The organism is Vibrio artabrorum (assembly GCF_024347295.1).
In the GTDB taxonomy this organism is placed as follows: domain Bacteria; phylum Pseudomonadota; class Gammaproteobacteria; order Enterobacterales; family Vibrionaceae; genus Vibrio; species Vibrio artabrorum.
Window position 1 is genome coordinate 1,224,516 of record NZ_AP025458.1, and the last position, 17,849, is coordinate 1,242,364.

The following is a 17,849-nucleotide window of genomic DNA, read 5'->3' on the forward strand; positions in this document are numbered from 1 at the left end:
CAATAAAAAGCGAAACATTCACAACCAATATAGTGAACAAAAGGATCTGAACTATGAGCTCTCTACGACAAAAATGGGTAAGTGACCCAGCTTTTAAACTCTTTAAAAAAGTACTACCGCCACTATCAAGCACCGAGAAAGAAGCGATGGAAGCGGGTAGCGTGTGGTGGGATGGAGAGCTGTTTTCTGGTAAACCAGATTTTTCTAAGCTGCATCAATATCCGAAACCTCAGCTGACGACCGAAGAGCAATCGTTCATGGATAATGAACTTGAAACTCTGCTCGCGATGCTTGATGACCACAAAATTGTCAAAGAAGACCGAGATCTTCCAAAGGAAGTTTGGGATTTTTTACGCAAAGAACGTTTCTTCTCGCTCATTATTGCGAAAGAGTACGGCGGTCGTGAATTCTCAGCGCATGCAAACTCTACCATCGTAACCAAGATTGCGACGCGTAGTATCAGTACCGCAGTGTCGGTCATGGTTCCAAACTCTCTTGGCCCGGGTGAGTTACTGTCTCACTATGGTACGCAAGATCAAAAAGACTATTGGCTGCCTCGTTTAGCTGACGGTACTGATATCCCATGTTTTGCGCTAACTGGCCCAGAAGCCGGTTCTGATGCGGGTGGTATTCCTGATGTCGGTACGGTGTGTATGGGGATGCATGAAGGCAAAGAGACACTCGGTATTAAGCTTAACTGGAACAAGCGTTACATCACGTTAGCGCCCGTAGCAACGGTATTGGGGTTGGCCTTCAAACTGCACGATCCAGAACATTTGCTGGGTGGTAAAGAAGACATTGGTATTACTTGTGCGCTTATCCCAGCAAACCATGAAGGTGTTGTGATTGGTGAGCGTCATGATCCACTTGGCCTTGCATTTATGAATGGTCCTACACGTGGTCACGACGTATTTATTCCTATGGAGTGGCTAATCGGTGGCGCAGATTACGCAGGTAAAGGCTGGCGTATGCTGGTGGAATGTCTGTCTGCAGGCCGTGGTATCTCATTACCAGCACTGGGTACGGCTATGGGCCACCTAACAGCGAAAACAACAGGTGCGTACGCTTACGTTCGTAAGCAATTCGGCATGTCGATAGGTAAATTTGAAGGTGTTGCTGAGAGCCTAGGCCGTATTGGTGGCTTAACGTATCTACTAGAAGCGACTCGCACATTGACGACGACATCGTTAGATATGAAAGAGAAGCCGGGAATCATCACCGCTATCGCTAAATACCACATGACAGAGATGGCGCGTACTATTCTCAATGACTCAATGGATATTCATTCAGGTCGTGCAATCCAAGATGGTCCGATGAACTATTTGGCTGCGCCTTACCTCGGTATCCCGGTTGCAATTACAGTCGAAGGTGCGAACATTCTGACCCGTAACCTGATGATCTTTGGTCAAGGTGCGACACGTTGTCACCCATACGTGTTAAGTGAAATGGAAGCAGCAGCAAACCCAGATGAGAAGCAAGGAGCGAAAGATTTTGATAACTTGTTATTCAAGCACATTTCTCATGCTACTAAGAACACATTCGGCGCGTTCGGTGCGGCACTAACAGGCTCTAAGTTCATTAAAGCCGACATGAGTGGCCCGACAAAACCTTACTACCAAGATCTTACTCGTTTGAGTCGTGGTCTTGCAGTAAGTGCGGATTTTGCAATGCTAACGCTAGGCGGTGAGTTGAAACGGAAAGAGCTTATTTCTGCTCGTTTGGGGGATGGCTTAAGTTACCTGTATATGGCGTCTGCTGCGCTTAAGAAATATGAAGACGAAGGTCGTCAGCACGCTGACTTAGACTACGTACACTACGCCGTTCAACACTGTTTCTATCACGCGGCCAAATCGCTACAAGAAGCGTACAGAAACTTCCCAAATAAGATGGTAGGGAAAGTACTGAAAGGGCTAGTCTTCCCTGTTGGTAACCACTTCGAGAAACCAAGTGATAACCTAACGGTACAGTTGGCTGAAAGCTTGATGACTCCCGGGGCACACCGTGAGCGTCTGACGCATCTTTGCTATATTGGCAAGGAAGAGGATGATAGTGTTGGCCTGATGGAGAACGCATTCAATGCGATGTACAGCATTAAACCGCTAGAGCGTAAGATCTTTAAAGCGGTGAAAGAGGGTAAAGTCGCGCGTAAAGGCTTGTTAGCTGATAAACTGGCTCAAGCGCTTGCTACTGATGTGCTGACACAAGAAGAAGTCGACCAAATTATGGCTGCTGATAAACTGCGCTACGCAGCGATTCAAGTTGACCACTTCAGTCATGACTATAGTGAAACTTTGACGCGAAAAGAGTTAAAACCTAAGCTAAATAGCGTTGCTTAGATAAATCGTTTATAAAGGGCACCTAATCAGGTGCCTTTTTCGTTTTTGGCGTTCAGTCACAAAAGATATGTTAATAAATGGTGGCTGAGTCAGCAAATATCAGTTTAGTGCTCCAACCACTTGCGTTTTCACCATATTTTTACAGAAATTAGATGCCATTTGCGTACGAAACTTTTATCCTTACCCTGATTTTTTAAGGAAGTTGAATATGATCATCAAACCTCGAATTCGCGGATTCATCTGTACGACAACACATCCAGTCGGTTGTGAAGCTAATGTAAAAGAACAAATTGCTTACACAAAAGCTCAAGGCCCAATCGCAAACGCACCTAAACGTGTCCTCGTTGTTGGCTCTTCAAGTGGCTACGGCTTGTCTTCACGTATTGCGGCTGCATTTGGTGGCGGCGCTTCAACGATCGGTGTTTTCTTTGAGAAAGCCGGTACTGAGAAAAAGCCGGGCACAGCTGGCTTTTACAACTCAGCAGCGTTCGACAAGCTAGCAAAAGAAGAAGGCCTGTATTCAAAAAGCCTGAACGGTGATGCTTTCTCTAACGAAGCAAAACAGAAAACGATTGACTTGATCAAAGAAGATCTAGGTCAAATCGATATGGTTGTGTACTCACTGGCGTCTCCAGTGCGTAAAATGCCAGAGACTGGCGAAGTGATTCGCTCTGCTCTAAAACCAATCGGTGAAACATACACATCAACCGCTGTTGATACCAACAAAGACTTGATCATTGAAGCCAGTGTTGAGCCTGCGTCTGAACAAGAGATCAAAGACACTGTGACGGTCATGGGCGGTGAAGATTGGGAACTTTGGATTAACGCTCTATCTGAGGCCGGCGTTTTAGCTGACGGTTGTAAGACTGTTGCTTACAGCTACATCGGTACGGAACTAACGTGGCCAATCTACTGGGATGGCGCACTAGGAAAAGCGAAGATGGATCTAGACCGTGCAGCATCAGCGCTTAACGAGAAACTAGGCCAAACGGGCGGTACTGCAAACGTGGCGGTTCTTAAGTCTGTTGTGACTCAAGCAAGCTCTGCAATCCCTGTTATGCCTCTTTACATCGCTATGGTGTTCAAGAAGATGCGTGAAGAAGGCATTCACGAAGGTTGTATGGAACAGATCTTCCGCATGTTTAGCCAACGTCTATACAAAGAAGATGGCAGCGCAGCAGAGGTTGATGAAGTGAACCGCCTACGTCTAGATGACTTAGAACTTCGCGAAGACATTCAGGATCACTGTCGTAACCTATGGCCTCAAATCACAACTGAAAACCTAAAAGAACTGACGGACTACGTAGAGTACAAAGAAGAGTTCTTAAAGCTATTCGGTTTCGGTGTTGAAGGGGTTGATTACGACGCTGAGGTTAACCCTGCCGTTGAATTTGATGTGGTTGATATCTAATTCGAACGATTGAATAAAAATGAATTAGGCGCTCATTGAGCGCCTATTTTTTTGCCTGTCGTTTGAGAAAAGAAGTATAAAGCTACGTGATGAGATAGAAGACTACCGGGTAATAAAAATGCACGAGTCCAAAGGTGGACTCGTGCATTCGAAATATCAAAGCAAGTTCTGCTTAAGCGTGGTTGAAACTAACCGATAATAATGATGAAGGTTCCGGCTAAGGTCATCAAGATATTGGCTATCGCATAAGTGCCAGCGTAACCGAGAGCTGGAATCGTTGAGCGAGCGTGGTCATTTACGATGTCCATCGCAGGAGCACAGGTTCGAGCGCCAATGATCGCACCAAATAATAGAGCACGGTTCATCTTCAGCACATAAGCGCCCACTAAATAAGCGAAGATAACGGGTAAAACACTTACAACTAGAGCAATACCGATCACCTGTGGGCCCACTTGGGTTATGTGTTCAAACATTTTGCCGCCGGCGCTTAAGCCAATGCCGACCATGAAGAACATTAAACCGAGGTCTTTGACCATGTTCAATGCACCTTGAGGAACGTAACCAAAGGTCGGGTGGTTGGCTCGTAAGAAGCCAAGCATGATCCCCGACAACAGAAGGCCAACAGCATTACCTAAACCAAATGAAACTTGACCGAATGTCATGGTGATCAAACCGAATAAAATACCCAGAATGAAGAAGCTACAGAACGCCATCAAGTCTGCCATTTGGCTGTGGATCGAGATGAAACCAATTTTTTCAGCTAAACCATGAACTCGGCTCTTTTCGCCACTGACTTGCAGTACATCTCCTTTAGAAAGCACGATGTTTAAGTCCATCGGCATCTCTATTTGAGCTCTTACTACACGGTTAAGGAAACAACCATACTCAGAAAGGTTTAAGTCTGAGAGGCGCTTACCTGCGATACTGTCGCTCTTAACGACGATCTCTTCTTCCACAATGCGTAGATCGAGAAGGTTGCGGTCAAAAACTTCTTTACCGTTACGGAAACTTGGGTCAAGACGTGCGTGACTGTCTGGAAAACCGACTAAAGCAATCTCGTCACCTTCTTGCAGAATCGCATCACCATCGGGGTGGGCAAGAATGCCGTTACGACGAATACGTTCAATGTAACAACCAGTTTGGCGATAGATCCCTAATTCACGCAAGTTCTTACCGTCGGTCCAAGAGATAAGTTCTTGACCTACACGATAAGCTCGGATGATTGGAAGATAGACCTTACGTTGCCCTGATGCTCCAAGCCCTCGTTCTTGAGCAATTTGCTCTGCTGAGTCATGCAAGTTGACCTTTTGAAGCTTTGGAATAAGGCGGGCAAACAGAATCATACTGATTAAGCCAACTAAGTAAGCCATGGCATAGCCAACAGAGAGGTTTTCGATGATCTGGCCTAAATCCATATTTCTAGGTAATTCAGCAAGCCCAGAGTTAAGCGCATCTTGAGCGCCAACCAATATTGGTGTTGCCGTTAACGCCCCTGCCATCATGCCTGCGGATAAGCCAAATCCTAACCCAAGATAGTGACTACTGAAATAAGTCAAAGCGGTAGCAGTAGAAAGAACCACAAGGCTAAGAATAAGATAGTGCTTGCCGTCTCTGAAGAAAATGCCGAAGAAGTTTGGCCCAGCTTCAATACCGACACAGTAGATAAACAGCATAAAGCCTATAGTGAGACCATCTGCATTAAAAGAGAAGCCAAGGTGGCCCATTATAAGGGAAGTAATCAGAACACCGATTGAGTTACCCAGTTGGAGGCTACCGAAACGAATTTTACCAATGGCTAAACCAATCGATAAAACAACAAAGATAAGAAGGATAGGATTTTGCTCTAGCAGTAAAACAACGTCGATATTCACAGTGGTCGCTCAATAATTGGCGTGAAACACAGGGTAAGTTTGGGAGGTGAATTGTATCTAAATATAAATAAATTATAAGCGATATTTTGCTAATTTACTTGATTTTAACCTTATTCTTATTCCACATGAAAATGGGTCATAAAAAAAGCTCGCTATCGTGAGCGAGCTTTCTATCAATCGTACACTCTAACACCTAAATGGGTTAGCGATTTAAGGCCTAAGCCTCGATTCTAATTTGAGAAATCCTAGTTTAGTCGAACAGCCCTAGGTTCTCTTTTGCGTATGCTTCAAACTCTGTGCAACCACCGATGTGATCTTGATCGATGAAGATTTGTGGTACTGTGTCTACAGGCTTACCTACCGTTTTCTCTAGGTCAGCTTTGCTGATGCCTTCAGCGTGAATATCAACGTAACGGTAGTTGAAGTCATCGCGTTTCGCTTTAAGAGTTTCAGCATGCTCTTTTGCACGAACACAGAATGGGCAACCAGGGCGACCAAAAATAACTACAAACATTTCATTTCTCCTAAATACGGGATGAGGCTCGTTAACTCGATTAGGTTAACTATTCTTTAGTGAATGCCACTCAACATTTCTTAAAACCAACTATGCCTCAATGCCATGGGGAAATAAAGATGGAATTGCCTCTTAATACAATAGGTTTGGTCTATCAGAGCAAATTATAGTCACACAGAGGTGCCGGTTGTTTTCTCGTGCTTCTTTAATTTGAGACACCATATAGACAATAGTGCTGAAGTGGTGGGATTCAAGATCCTACTGTAAAATTAAGCTTCCGATTATTCACTCTCTATCGCTGATAATCACGTTCTTGAAAGCGTATTCGTTGACCTCTCATTTTCTAAATACAAAAAAACGGAGCGTAGGGCTCCGTTTGTTATTCAACTCGTGTCTCGTTGACATCTTACCAAGATTAGAACTGAGAATATTTCTCGTAACGTGAATCACGAAGTGACTCTTTCACACGCTTTAGATTTTCTCTGAAACCAGAACCACGACGCAGAGTAAAGCCAGTCGCTAACACATCAATAACGGTCATTTGAACCACGCGACTTGCCATAGGCATATACACGTCAGTGTCTTCTGGTACATCTAGAGATATTGAGAGAGAGCTTGCTTTATCTAGTGGTGAATCCTTTGCGGTGATAGCGATAACAGTAGCACCATTTTCACGAGCTAAGTTCGCAATCTCAACTTGGCTTTTGGTTCGGCCAGTATGAGAGATTAGAACGATAACATCGTTGTCACTGCAGTTAATACAGCTCATTCGTTGCATCACAATATCTTCAAAACACGAGATTGGGATGTTAAAACGAATGAATTTGTTTTGAGCGTCTTTTGCTACTGCAGAAGATGCGCCTAAACCAAAGAACGAAATGCGTTTAGCTTGAGTCAGTAAATCAACAGCTCGATTTACTTGCATAGCGTCTAGACTGTTTTTCGCAACGTCCAGACAAGCCATCGTTGATTCGAAAATCTTATGGGTATAAGCATCAGGGCCATCATCTTCTTCAACATTACGGTTAACGTAAGGAGTACCGTTGGCCAAACTTTGAGCCAAATGAAGTTTGAAGTCTGGGAAGCCCTTCGTGTCTAAACGACGACAGAAGCGGTTAACGGTAGGTTCACTTACGTCAGCCATTTTGGCTAGAGTCGCAATACTAGAATGAATGGCAGTTTGAGGCGAAGCCATGATGACTTCGGCTACCTTACGCTCAGACTTGCTGAAATTTTCCAGATTTTTTTGTATTTTTTCTAATGTATTCATAGTGTTCACAAGGGTATAGAGAACAACTTGCTAGTTAATATCTTTTGACCAGGGGGTATGGCTGAAACAAATATCAGTAAAACATGACTCAAGGTATTCTTTGCCATGTAAATACCGTTGCTTCAAATAGATATCAAGCTAACTAGCACCATAGAGTTAGTATAAACCTAACATACTCTTTACTAATACAAAAACAGGGCATGAATGCTTAAGAACATGACAAACTTCAACAAAATTTTGGAAAACTACAGAACTGGAAGAGGTTTTGTTCAAAAAGAAGGCAAATTGAGTGTGAACTGACAGCTTAGTTACATCAAAAAGAAAGAAATTTTCAATTTGATGCAACTAAAGTTGAATGGTTAGGCATTGATTTTCTCGACCAGTTGCGTGATTTTACTCATCAGATTCGGTGCAAGAGTTGAGATTTCACGCTGCTCTTCAAGTACAGAAGAAAGAATGTCATTGCCCGTTAATGGGTTTGCTAACACCACACGGAAAACGATGATTGGTTGTTGTGTCCAAACTTCAGGATTCAAACGAGTTCGTGAAACAAAAGAGCGCCCCGTTTCGCGTTGCTTTTTCTGAATGAATTTGGTGAGCTCGTTCAACAGTTCATTAAGCTCTACACGATCTTTCATGTTGGCTTTCACAAGAGCGGCTTTAACTGGCTCGGGAACGTAGCGGTAAGTTAACAGACAAAGCTCAGGTTCTGAGACCAGCTCAAAATCACGTTGTCGTTTAATCAGATCAGCAAAATAGCGCGCTTTGTTGATGCTTTGGTCAATCAGCAGTTCATAGCCTGGACGGCTGATAATATGCATAGAGGCATAAACAAGCATGGCCATGCCGGAACGAGAGCCTTCTAAAGTGTGACTACCCAAATCTTTAGAACCCTTACGCAAAATATATTGAGCGTGATGTTCGATGGCTGTCATCGCATCTGGATTTTTAAACAAAACCATGCCCGCACCCATAGGGATATAAAGCTGTTTATGCGCATCAATCGTGACAGAGTCGGCGAGCTCAATACCATCGAGTAGGTGACGGTGGTTGTTCGACATCAGCGTTGCGCCGCCCCAAGCGGCATCCACATGGAAGTGACAATCTGACTCGGCACATATTTTAGCAATATCCTTTAGTGGATCGATATTACCCGTTTCTGTTGTACCAGCCACGCCAATAACTGCGAAAGGTTTGATCTTGTTCTGTTTAAGTTGGTCTATCTTAAGTCGCAGATCGTCGGTGCAAATGCGGTTGTTATTATCTGTTTTAACCGATACCAGGCCGTCTTGACCTATTCCAAGTACATCCGCGGCTTTTTTTAGAGAGTAGTGGCCACGTTCAGAGACTAAGATGGCAAGGCCTTCATAGTCATAGTGCTTCATGGCTTTAAATAACCCTTCTTTCTCGACGCCTTTAAACGACCCTTTTGCTTTGAGTGCGTTGTTACGTGCGACCCAAAGTGCGGTGATATTTGCAATGGTACCGCCAGAACAAAATGCACCTAAAGAGTGATTTGCGCTGTGCATCCAACGCGAATAAAACGCGTCGTTATCTTGATAAATCAAGCGGTGAAGCATACCTAGGACTTGACGTTCTAGTGGGGTGAAGGCTTTCGATGTCTCGATTTTTACTAGATTTTGATTCAACGCAATCATAATTTTAGAGAGCGGCATCAAGAAATATGGAAGGGCAGACGTCATATGACCAATAAAGCTTGGCGATGATGTATGTACCGAATGAGATACGAGAGAATCGAGAAGATGCTCAGTATGTTTAGAAACAAACTCAGGCTGCTCGGGGATATGAGCATTTGAAAAATCTTTCTCAATGTCACGAAGCGGCTTTTCTTCAGCCACAATGTGTTCACGTAAGAATTGATTTAGGTTTCGTGAAAGTTTGTCTTCAATTTGAGTGAGTGTTGAATCTGGGCCTTCAGGTACCGTGAAGATACGTAAAAGACTGTCGAAGCTAACATCTGCTGTTTTTTGTTCCGTAACCATAGCAAGCGAGTTATTTTTTTTTATATTGACGCGAGCGAGACAATCTAAACGAAAACGGGAACAATGTCCCGTCTTAATTACGAAATCCGACGTCTCAAATGACCTAACAAATGAGGGGCTATTGGCATTTGATCGCTTCAAGTTTCGTCATCGACTGGTTGTAGCGTTGCAACGCTGTGTCGATTTGCTTCGGATGACTGAGTAGTTCTGCAAAGGCTGAACGTAGCTCATAGTTTTGTTCATGAGGTGTTGATTGACGGTCGTCAAACGTTGTTTTTGCTATTTTGCCAAGCTCGTCATCTCGTATTGAGAGCACTTTAATATCGTGTTGTTCTAGTTGTAACCAACCTTCTATCGGCTGCTCAGTGGCCACTTTACTCGGATCGTTGACGAGGTAGTAATGTACCGCTGCACGGTTGAGTTCAAAGTGATGCTTGCGACCTTCTAGAAACCACTCACTGACCTCTGTTAACTGCGGGTATTGCTGAGAGGTTAAAGTTGCAAGATCGGCATACCAATCTAAAGAAGCGTCGATGTATGCATCGTATTTTTTCGCTTGGCATTGATTGATTTCTGACATTGAATCTGCAGCAAAAGAGAAAGTAGAGGTTGAAGCTAGCAGCAATGCGACGCAAAGGCGTTTCATAGTGGTTCCTTTTGTAAGTTTATTCTTTTTAGAATGTTGTCGTTACAGAGTACCGTGAGCATTATTTGTTGAGCAATGACACTGACTGTTTTTGTGCTTAGGTAACTGTCTTTGTATCGTAGGTGTGGTGTTCGCGATTCATTCTAATCTAAAACAATCAACATTCCTGCGATCTAGTTAGCAAGAGATATAAAGAACAGCATCAAGATAGGAACCAGCAAACTTAATATAAAGCCACTGACAATGGCGATAGGGACGCATCGAACGCCGCCCGTAGTTTGGATGACGGGTAAGGTGAAGTCCATGGCTGTCGCGCCAGCATAACCAATCGAGGTGCATGGGTAGCGACGAATAAGGATTGGAATCAGCACTAAGGCCACCAACTCTCTAAGTAACTCTAGCATGAATGATGCACCGCCATAAACCGGTCCGAAAGCGTCCCCCATTAAGATTCCAGACAGTGAATACCAGCCAAACCCTGAAGACATCGCCAAGGCTTTGAACATCGAAATATCAAGTATATAAGCGGCGAGCACACCACCTAACATAGAAGTGATGATAATGGTGACTGCGATAACCATGCCGTGTTTGTTGAGTAAGATCTGACGAAGTGTCAGGCCGCTATTACGCAGTTGAATGCCGATAAAGAACAGCAGAATAAACAGAATCCACCCGCTTGCGGTATCAACCCAATCAAGGCTGATAGGCAGTATTAGACCAGCAATAAGACCAGACCCCACCACAAAGATCAGTTTGGCTGACTCCATTGCCATCGAAGAGAGTGGCAGCTTCTTTTGGCTACGGTCCGTTTTGAGTGGCAGTAGTTTATCGATCGTAGGAAGCGCGATTAGGTTACAAGCGCTTAAACAGACAAAGAAGGTGACGGTATAGAAAAGGATTGTCTGCAAATTACTGCTTAGGTTATCCAGTGCTGCTAAACTTAACCCCATCAGTGATAGAATTACGTAGATCAATCGCGACGTCGAACGGTTAATCAATTCCAGTGTCTGACTGTTTGACACAGAAAAAAGATACCCCACGACAAGTGGCGAAAATATAAAGATCATCCCTGTAAACATGCTTTCTCCATTGCATTTACTTCATGTTTTACTTACTGAGCAATTTAACGGTGACTTAGAAGCCGCTCGCGCTGATCACGTCGTTAAGTTTTGAGTTAAAGTCATGTTCACTCAAGTTACTTAATTGATAAAGGACTTCGGCACCCGTCACATTGAGTTCAACTTCGTGATCATCGATATTCTCGTCGTTATTTCTAAATAGGAGTAGGTGGTTTGCTATTCGTGCAATGTCTAAATAAGACACTTCGCGTTGCTCTTTTCTATTGATGGTATTGCTGCACACATCGATGAAGTCGCTATCGAAACCCCAACGATTGAGTACCAATTTACTGGTTGCAGAACATTGGCCCTGGAAGATTTGTAAGGCGATATCGTGGTCCAAATAATTGCCGTTTTTGGTATAGAGGTGGTATTCATTAACCAAACAGAACAGACCAATGTCAGCCAATAATCCCACGAGCAAAGACTTTTCGTGCTCAAGGTAGCGATACTCAATAGGGGAGAGCTCTTTGAAGCTGTTAGTCACCAGCACCATAGTAGCGCCAAGCCTTCTTGATACCGATGCACTTTGAGCTAATAACTGATTACACTCTTTGTTAAGGTCGATAGAATACTTGAGTTGCTCAATTGCTTGAGCCGTTACGATGTCGCGCACTCTTGATATACCAAGACGTGATACTGCCGTCATAACATCTACACAGGTAATGTTGCATCGATTAAAGACAACAGAGTTCGCAATACGAATCACGATAGCGGTAAGGCCTGGGTCCTCCAGTAAGCAATCTGCAATTTCGGCAATCCCTGTTGAATCTAAGGGACACAGCTTTTGAATTTTTAGAACAACCTCAGGAATGGGAGGAAGTGTAATTTTTCCTGCTGAGATAGAATGCCCAACAAGTTGAGCAAACTCTGATTCTAGACCCTTCAGGAGGAGAGCCTTATTTTGTGGTAGCCAGAAAAACGATAAATGATTCATATAAAAAGTAAAAACATGTATGTGTAAGCATTTTACAAGTCGTGATGCGACGAGGCAATACTCACAGCATGATATAAACGGGAATAATTCAAAGGGACACATCACTCATCCTGAGTGTTTTCGCATTATTTGATAGCTTACTGTGATGTTAATCATGAATTTGTGAGATACACAATTGATTGATGTGAACTAAGTCCTGACTTATTTTTCTTTTCAAAGTATCATTTATCAAAAGGTGAAAAACGAAAATATAATATTCACCTAAATAAAAAACAGACTAAAATTTTTCGCATAAAAAGCTGCTTATCTGGTGATCAACCTTATCGGGGTAATTTGATTAAGGATCAACGGATATGACCGAGACAGCATTTATTAATTACATAAATCAATTTGGTGAGCATCAAAAACGTTCTATGTTTGGAGGTATTGGCCTCTTTCAAAATGACGCGATGTTCGCTCTGTTGAGTGAAGGTTGTTTATTCATTAGAGGTGGCAAGTCATTAGATAAAAAGCTGACAGATTTTGATTGTGAAAAGTATCGCCATGTAAAAAAACAAACAACAGCGACCGTAAACTACTACGATATTACAAACCTTTTTACATGCCAACACCCTGAATTGGATAGCATCATTAGAACTTCAATTGATAATTCAATTCAACAGCGTTGCTTCAAAAAGTCATCCGCAAGCCGCAGATTAAGAGACCTTCCGAACATGCAACTTACTTTGGAGCGTATGGTTAAAAAGGCGGGTGTAGATGATGTTTCAATGTTCATGCAATTAGGTGCTCCAGAGGTGTTTAATAAGGTTCGTGAGGCGTACGGAAACGATGTTGACCTAAAACTGCTTTGGAAATTTGCTGGTGCTATTGATGGTATTCACTGGAAATTGTTACAAGAGCCACGTAAGCAACAATTATTAAACAGCTGTCATTAAAGAAGTTATCCTTATATGTTGAAGATTACTGATAAGAAAAAACCGAGGGCGTGCCTCGGTTTTTTTGTTTCTGTCTTCGTTCTATTTATTTGAAGACTGACTGCTGATTAAGTATCAGTACTTGAAACGAGCAGTAAACATGAGTTGTTCACCGTAGAAATCATTGATACGAGCTTCAGCACCTAAAGAGAACAACTCGGTAGAGTGGAAACGTGCATAAACAGAGCCTGTCCAATCGTCATTGTCTTCGATAGAAACGTAACCAGCTTTACCGCCAACTTCGAGTTGCGGACCAAGCCATTGACGAACACCAACGTTGATTTCCATACCGATATCCGTTGAGCTTGAGTGTTCAGGTCGAACGATACGCGCCAACATTTCACCGGTTAGATCTGCCCAGTTATTAATCGGGGCGTGAAAACCAAGACCTACAGCAGAGTCGTAATCGCTTTCAAATTCCGAATCAATGCGCGCTACGGCGTGTGCATTCGGGTGGATTGACTTACTGAACGCACCACCAAATGTGACTGGGCTTGCCCCAATGCGTGCTTCAAAGTAATCGTAGCTGAAGTTGCTCATCACTTGTGGTTGTTCATCAACTGCTAGCGCTTGACTAGAAGCCAATAACATAGCGGTAGTAAGTAGTATTTTGCGCATAACGACCGTAAACCTTTATTTAGTGTTAATCCTTTTGGTTTGAGAAAATCAGGCAAACCATAAATGTTGGGACAGTTTAATCTAACTCTCAGAAAATTAATCTATTAAAATATAAATCACTAGTTGTTTGATTAAAAAAACACCGAATTAAGCGCCAATCTGCTACTGATGTCTCATGTTTAGCGCTCTTCAACCATGATTAAGCGTAAACCGTCCAAGTTAGAGCCGATGGTTACTCACCAAAACTTGTTCGCTTTTCTGCCATTGAAGTCAGTATACGCTCGGTATCGAGTATTGAAGTCCAATTGAGTAATTTCTTGTCATTGGCGATGACATAGTCAGTCAGTTGTTGAATAAGGGTTTCTCTAAGTTGATCGCCTTGCCAAGGTTTAGAGATGTAGAAATCCAACGCAGCATTATTAATAGCGGTTACTGTATCTTCTAGCCCTGCCTGTCCTGTAAGCAGCAGCTTGCGTGTTGGCTTGGTAGAATCGCGCTGGTTGAGTTCGATTAAAAAATCAATGCCCGTTTTTTCTGGCATGATGTGATCACATAAAATTAAAGCGAGCTTAATGCCATTTTGACCCATCTCTTTGATTACTTGCTCTGCTTCATCGACCGATTCCGCACCTTCAACAATAAAGTCATCTTCAAATACCGCTAAGTCTTGAAGGACGCTATTGAGAACTTCGGGTTCATCATCGACACATAAAATTAGATACTTATTCATGAGGTACTCCTTCTTGTTTGAATGGAAGCCACACTTGCATGTGAGTATGGCTGCCTACCTCAGACTCCACCAAAATAAATCCTTGATGGGCCGACACGATTTGTTGAGAAATAGATAACCCAATACCTAAGCCAAAGTTGCCTTCTTTCTTTGTTGTGAAGTTTGGATTGAAAATCGTTTTGATGTCTTTTGGGGCGATACCATGGCCAGTGTCCGATATTTGAACGACGAGAAAATGGCCGTCATCATTGATTTGTTGAGAGGTGGTGATTGTCACTTTACCTCGTTCCGATAGAGCATCAAGTGCGTTAGAGATAAGGTTCGTCCATACCTGCTGAAGCGCGAGCGACTGGCACAATAATGGTGGCAAATTGGTATCGTAGTGTTTTTCAAGTTGGTGGTGCTTAAGTCGATTTTCAAAAATGACTAATGTATCTTCAAGGCCTTCGTGGATGTCAGCATAGTGGCGCACTTCTTCATCCTCTCGGGCGTAGCTTTTTAAGCTTTTCACCATGTCAGCAATACGTTTGCTGCAAACTTGAATCGAGCGTATCGAGTTCCCTACGTAGTGGTAATGCTCTAAATCGTTGAGCAGCTCCTTGCCCGCAATCGGTGCATCTTTTAAGGTCGTTAATACTTCAGCGTCTTGGTTCAGATTGAGTCGCACGGTTTTTTTTGCTAGCACACGATCATCAATGGTAGATGTAAGCTGTCTAACGAGTTCTCTCTCTTGAGATGTGGATAACGGTTTCGCTAATTTAGAATGCGTTAACACGTCTATCCCTTTATTTGATTCTTTGAGAGAGGAGCTATTGAGTATCTGATCAAGATGGGTAGACAAGGTTTCAATACTTCTTAATATCGCGGCAATGGGATTGTTTAGCTCATGCGCAACTCCTGCCACGAGCTGACCCAGCATCGCCATCTTCTCTTGTTCGATTAATTGTTGGTGAGCGAATTCCAATGATTCAAGCGTTTGCTGAAGCTTGATCTTATTCGTGATGCTTCTTTGTAAGCGTCGATTGAAATGACGAAGCAATAGATTGGTAAAGAGCGGCAACAGGGTGTTGTTTGAATGCATGACCTGAGCGAAGCTATCTTTATCGAGCTTAATGACTTGCGCTTGAGTTAGAGTTATTGCTGTTGAAAAAGAAGGTTCACCCGTTACGAATGACATCCCCCCGACAATGTTGCCTTTGGAGTGCCGAACGACCTCTCGCTGTTGCCCTAATTCGTCCTTTTTATAGAGTGCGACTTCACCTTCAATGAGCAACCATAAAAAGCGATTGTCTTCACCTTCAACAGTCAGCAAATGTTCTGGTGAGTAATCTCGAATCGCTTTGGTTTTATCATCTTTCGAGAAAACGTCTTGTAATGCTCTGACTACACGCTCTGCCAGAGCATGATCTGAAAGTTGATGGTAGTCGTGAATAAAGCCCGATTGGAACGAGTGAATTTTTTGTTCGATGTGCGCTCTGAGCAGTCGCTGTTGATCCAATGTGTCGCTATAAGCCAACAAATTATCCGAGTCGTATTGGATCACAAAAGAGGTCAGTTCTTTCTGCGCAGATTTGAACAGTACTTGATCTTGTACTGGCTTGGTAAGGCAATGATTAAGCCGTCCTTCGTTGACCGCAGTTAAAATGGAGTCAATGTCTGATGAAGCACTGACTAATATCGTTCTTGCGATATTGCTATGGGGGAGCTGTTCAAGTTCAATCAGAAATTGTACACCATTAAATTCAGAATGGTGATGAGAGATCACAAGAGCAACCGTTTGTTGATCATCGTGGATATCTTTTAATGCGTGATGTGCATCTTCGATGTTTTCGGCAGTATAAATGTCGAACACAGAAGACAAGGGAGCCAACTCCGATCGTATTCTTTCAATGCTAACCGGATTATTATCCAAACAAATAACAGCGTATTGATTCACGTCTTAACCTTAGTCGTAGCCACCTTTCTAGCTTATCAAGAAGTACCGTACAAGGATGAGAGCCAATCGGTAATTTGCTGAGTAAATTGAAGTATTGAGCAATAGACTGATTTAACTCAATGTTCCTTGTTAGCCATTGATGGGTTAGACTAAAAATAACAGACCAGTGTAGAAAGAGAACTCATGGAACAGTTAAGAAAAATTGGTGCAATCGGCGGAGCAATTTCATTGGTACTTTGTTGGCCGTTAGCGGTAGGGCAAATTGGGGAAAATGCCATTACTGATGGTATTGCCAAGCTCAATAATTCAAGTATCCAAGCTGAGATCGTGGAATACGATCGCGGTTACTTATCTTCAAATGTCAAAACCCGTCTAACGGTGACAGATGAAAACCTCAAAGAGCAACTTGCGCAGGACGGGATGCCGACGGAGTTTGTTATCAACAGCGTGGTGAGTCATGGTTTGGTGAGCCTGAATGCGGTTTCGACACTTGAAAATAAAGACAGTGTTCCTGTGACGCTGACGACCAGTACTGAGTTAAATGGCAACACCGATTTCAACTTTGAGCTAAGCCAGTTTAATTACCAAGGCTCAGATCATAACAACACTTCGGTCTCTATCACTAAGTCTCTGTTATCCGGACATGCCACAGTATTAGGACAGGTTGATTACACACTGTCAGTACCTTCTGTTCAAATTGACTTTGAAAACGGTGAAGAGGTGACACTGTCTAACCTAAAAGGTGTAGGTTCAGGGCAGCAAGCGAAAGGGTATTGGTTAGGCACACAAAACTTTACCATTGACCGTTTCTTGATATCTGATTCAGCAATGCAACCGTTCGTGACCATTGAAAATTCTAAGTACGATTTTGAGTCACACCTTGATGAAACGACCAAGCGTTTGCGCAGTAATCTGAAATTAGATATCGCCAATATTGAGACCAACGAAGGTCAAGTGAACAACTTAAACGTCGATTTTGAAATATCAAAATTGGATAGCCAATCATTTGAGAAAATCGTTGAAATTTACCAATCAAATCCGGTTCTGAATCAAGAAGACGTTGCCGAGATGATTCCTTTTATCGATACCTTGTTTGCTAAAGGCTTTGAGCTTTCTATGAATAATATTTCATTAGAGCTAGGTAAAGGACAGTTTGAATCTAAATGGATCGTGAGTGTCCCCGAAGGAACTGAAAAAATCAGTAGCAACCCTTCGCTGATCTTACCTGCGTTAACCGGTCATGTTCATTCGAGCTTCTCAAACGAGCTTGTTGAAGAGTATCCTTTCATACATGAAGGTATCGATGAATTGATCGTGATGGAAATGATCAAGGAAACGGAAAGTGGTTATGAAATCAATGCTGATTTAAAAGATGGAAATCTAGTGTTTGAAAGTGGACAAAAAATGCCATTAATGGCGCTTCTAATGTCTTCATTGGTTCAATAAAAAGAGTTGGGTTTAATATGGATAGAGGGATCTAACCGG

Annotated in this window: 14 protein-coding genes; 4 read left to right on the top strand and 10 right to left on the bottom strand. The window is 42.9% G+C overall.

Annotated features, from left to right (window positions below; translation table 11 throughout):
* The first annotated feature begins 53 nt into the window (after positions 1-53).
* Together OCU36_RS05685 and fabV are read left to right on the top strand one after the other, a co-directional pair.
* Entirely contained in the window at positions 54-2,336 is a 2,283-nt protein-coding gene (locus OCU36_RS05685) for an acyl-CoA dehydrogenase (protein ID WP_261839428.1), read from the top strand.
* Between the two features lie 208 nt (positions 2,337-2,544).
* A complete protein-coding gene (gene fabV, locus OCU36_RS05690; protein ID WP_261839429.1) occupies positions 2,545-3,747 on the top strand; it encodes an enoyl-ACP reductase FabV in 1,203 nt (400 codons plus the stop codon).
* A gap of 188 nt (positions 3,748-3,935) precedes the next feature.
* On the opposite strand, the gene OCU36_RS05695 is transcribed toward fabV, so the two are convergent.
* From OCU36_RS05695 to OCU36_RS05725, 7 genes are all read right to left on the bottom strand, one after another.
* Positions 3,936-5,618: an aspartate:alanine antiporter gene (locus OCU36_RS05695; RefSeq protein ID WP_261839430.1), complete on the bottom strand. Its 1,683-nt coding sequence runs from the start codon at positions 5,616-5,618 to the stop codon at positions 3,936-3,938.
* A gap of 250 nt (positions 5,619-5,868) precedes the next feature.
* Positions 5,869-6,132 (bottom strand): GrxA family glutaredoxin, encoded by a 264-nt coding sequence (locus tag OCU36_RS05700; protein ID WP_261839431.1) that lies wholly within the window; start codon positions 6,130-6,132, stop codon positions 5,869-5,871.
* A gap of 415 nt (positions 6,133-6,547) precedes the next feature.
* On the bottom strand, positions 6,548-7,402 hold the full coding sequence (locus OCU36_RS05705; protein WP_261839432.1) for a MurR/RpiR family transcriptional regulator: 855 nt from the start codon (positions 7,400-7,402) through the stop codon (positions 6,548-6,550).
* A 359-nt stretch (positions 7,403-7,761) separates the two neighbouring features.
* Positions 7,762-9,405, bottom strand: a complete 1,644-nt coding sequence (gene panP / locus OCU36_RS05710) for a pyridoxal-dependent aspartate 1-decarboxylase PanP (RefSeq protein WP_261839433.1) — start codon at positions 9,403-9,405, stop codon at positions 7,762-7,764.
* Positions 9,406-9,523: 118 nt separating this feature from the next.
* Positions 9,524-10,051 carry a hypothetical protein gene (locus OCU36_RS05715; protein ID WP_261839434.1) on the bottom strand — a complete coding sequence of 176 codons (528 nt, stop codon included), beginning with the start codon at positions 10,049-10,051 and terminating at the stop codon, positions 9,524-9,526.
* Positions 10,052-10,224: 173 nt separating this feature from the next.
* Entirely contained in the window at positions 10,225-11,130 is a 906-nt protein-coding gene (locus OCU36_RS05720; RefSeq protein WP_261839435.1) for a lysine exporter LysO family protein, read from the bottom strand.
* Positions 11,131-11,185: 55 nt separating this feature from the next.
* Positions 11,186-12,106, bottom strand: a complete 921-nt coding sequence (locus OCU36_RS05725; protein ID WP_261839436.1) for an HDOD domain-containing protein — start codon at positions 12,104-12,106, stop codon at positions 11,186-11,188.
* A 353-nt stretch (positions 12,107-12,459) separates the two neighbouring features.
* Here OCU36_RS05725 and OCU36_RS05730 point away from each other — a divergent pair, with 353 nt between their 5' ends.
* Complete coding sequence (locus OCU36_RS05730) at positions 12,460-13,041, top strand: TfoX/Sxy family DNA transformation protein (protein WP_261839437.1); 582 nt, start codon at positions 12,460-12,462, stop codon at positions 13,039-13,041.
* 114 nt (positions 13,042-13,155) lie between these two features.
* On the opposite strand, the gene OCU36_RS05735 is transcribed toward OCU36_RS05730, so the two are convergent.
* From OCU36_RS05735 to OCU36_RS05745, 3 genes are all read right to left on the bottom strand, one after another.
* Positions 13,156-13,698, bottom strand: coding sequence for a hypothetical protein (locus tag OCU36_RS05735; protein WP_261839438.1), 543 nt, complete (start codon positions 13,696-13,698; stop codon positions 13,156-13,158).
* A 232-nt stretch (positions 13,699-13,930) separates the two neighbouring features.
* Positions 13,931-14,428, bottom strand: coding sequence for a response regulator (locus OCU36_RS05740; protein ID WP_261839439.1), 498 nt, complete (start codon positions 14,426-14,428; stop codon positions 13,931-13,933).
* Complete coding sequence (locus OCU36_RS05745) at positions 14,421-16,364, bottom strand: ATP-binding protein (protein ID WP_261839440.1); 1,944 nt, start codon at positions 16,362-16,364, stop codon at positions 14,421-14,423. The genes OCU36_RS05740 and OCU36_RS05745 overlap by 8 nt, the downstream gene beginning before the upstream one ends.
* Before the next feature lie 183 nt (positions 16,365-16,547).
* On the opposite strand from OCU36_RS05745, the gene OCU36_RS05750 reads away from it, so the two are divergent.
* Positions 16,548-17,810: a YdgA family protein gene (locus OCU36_RS05750; RefSeq protein ID WP_261839441.1), complete on the top strand. Its 1,263-nt coding sequence runs from the start codon at positions 16,548-16,550 to the stop codon at positions 17,808-17,810.
* Positions 17,811-17,849 lie beyond the last annotated feature (39 nt).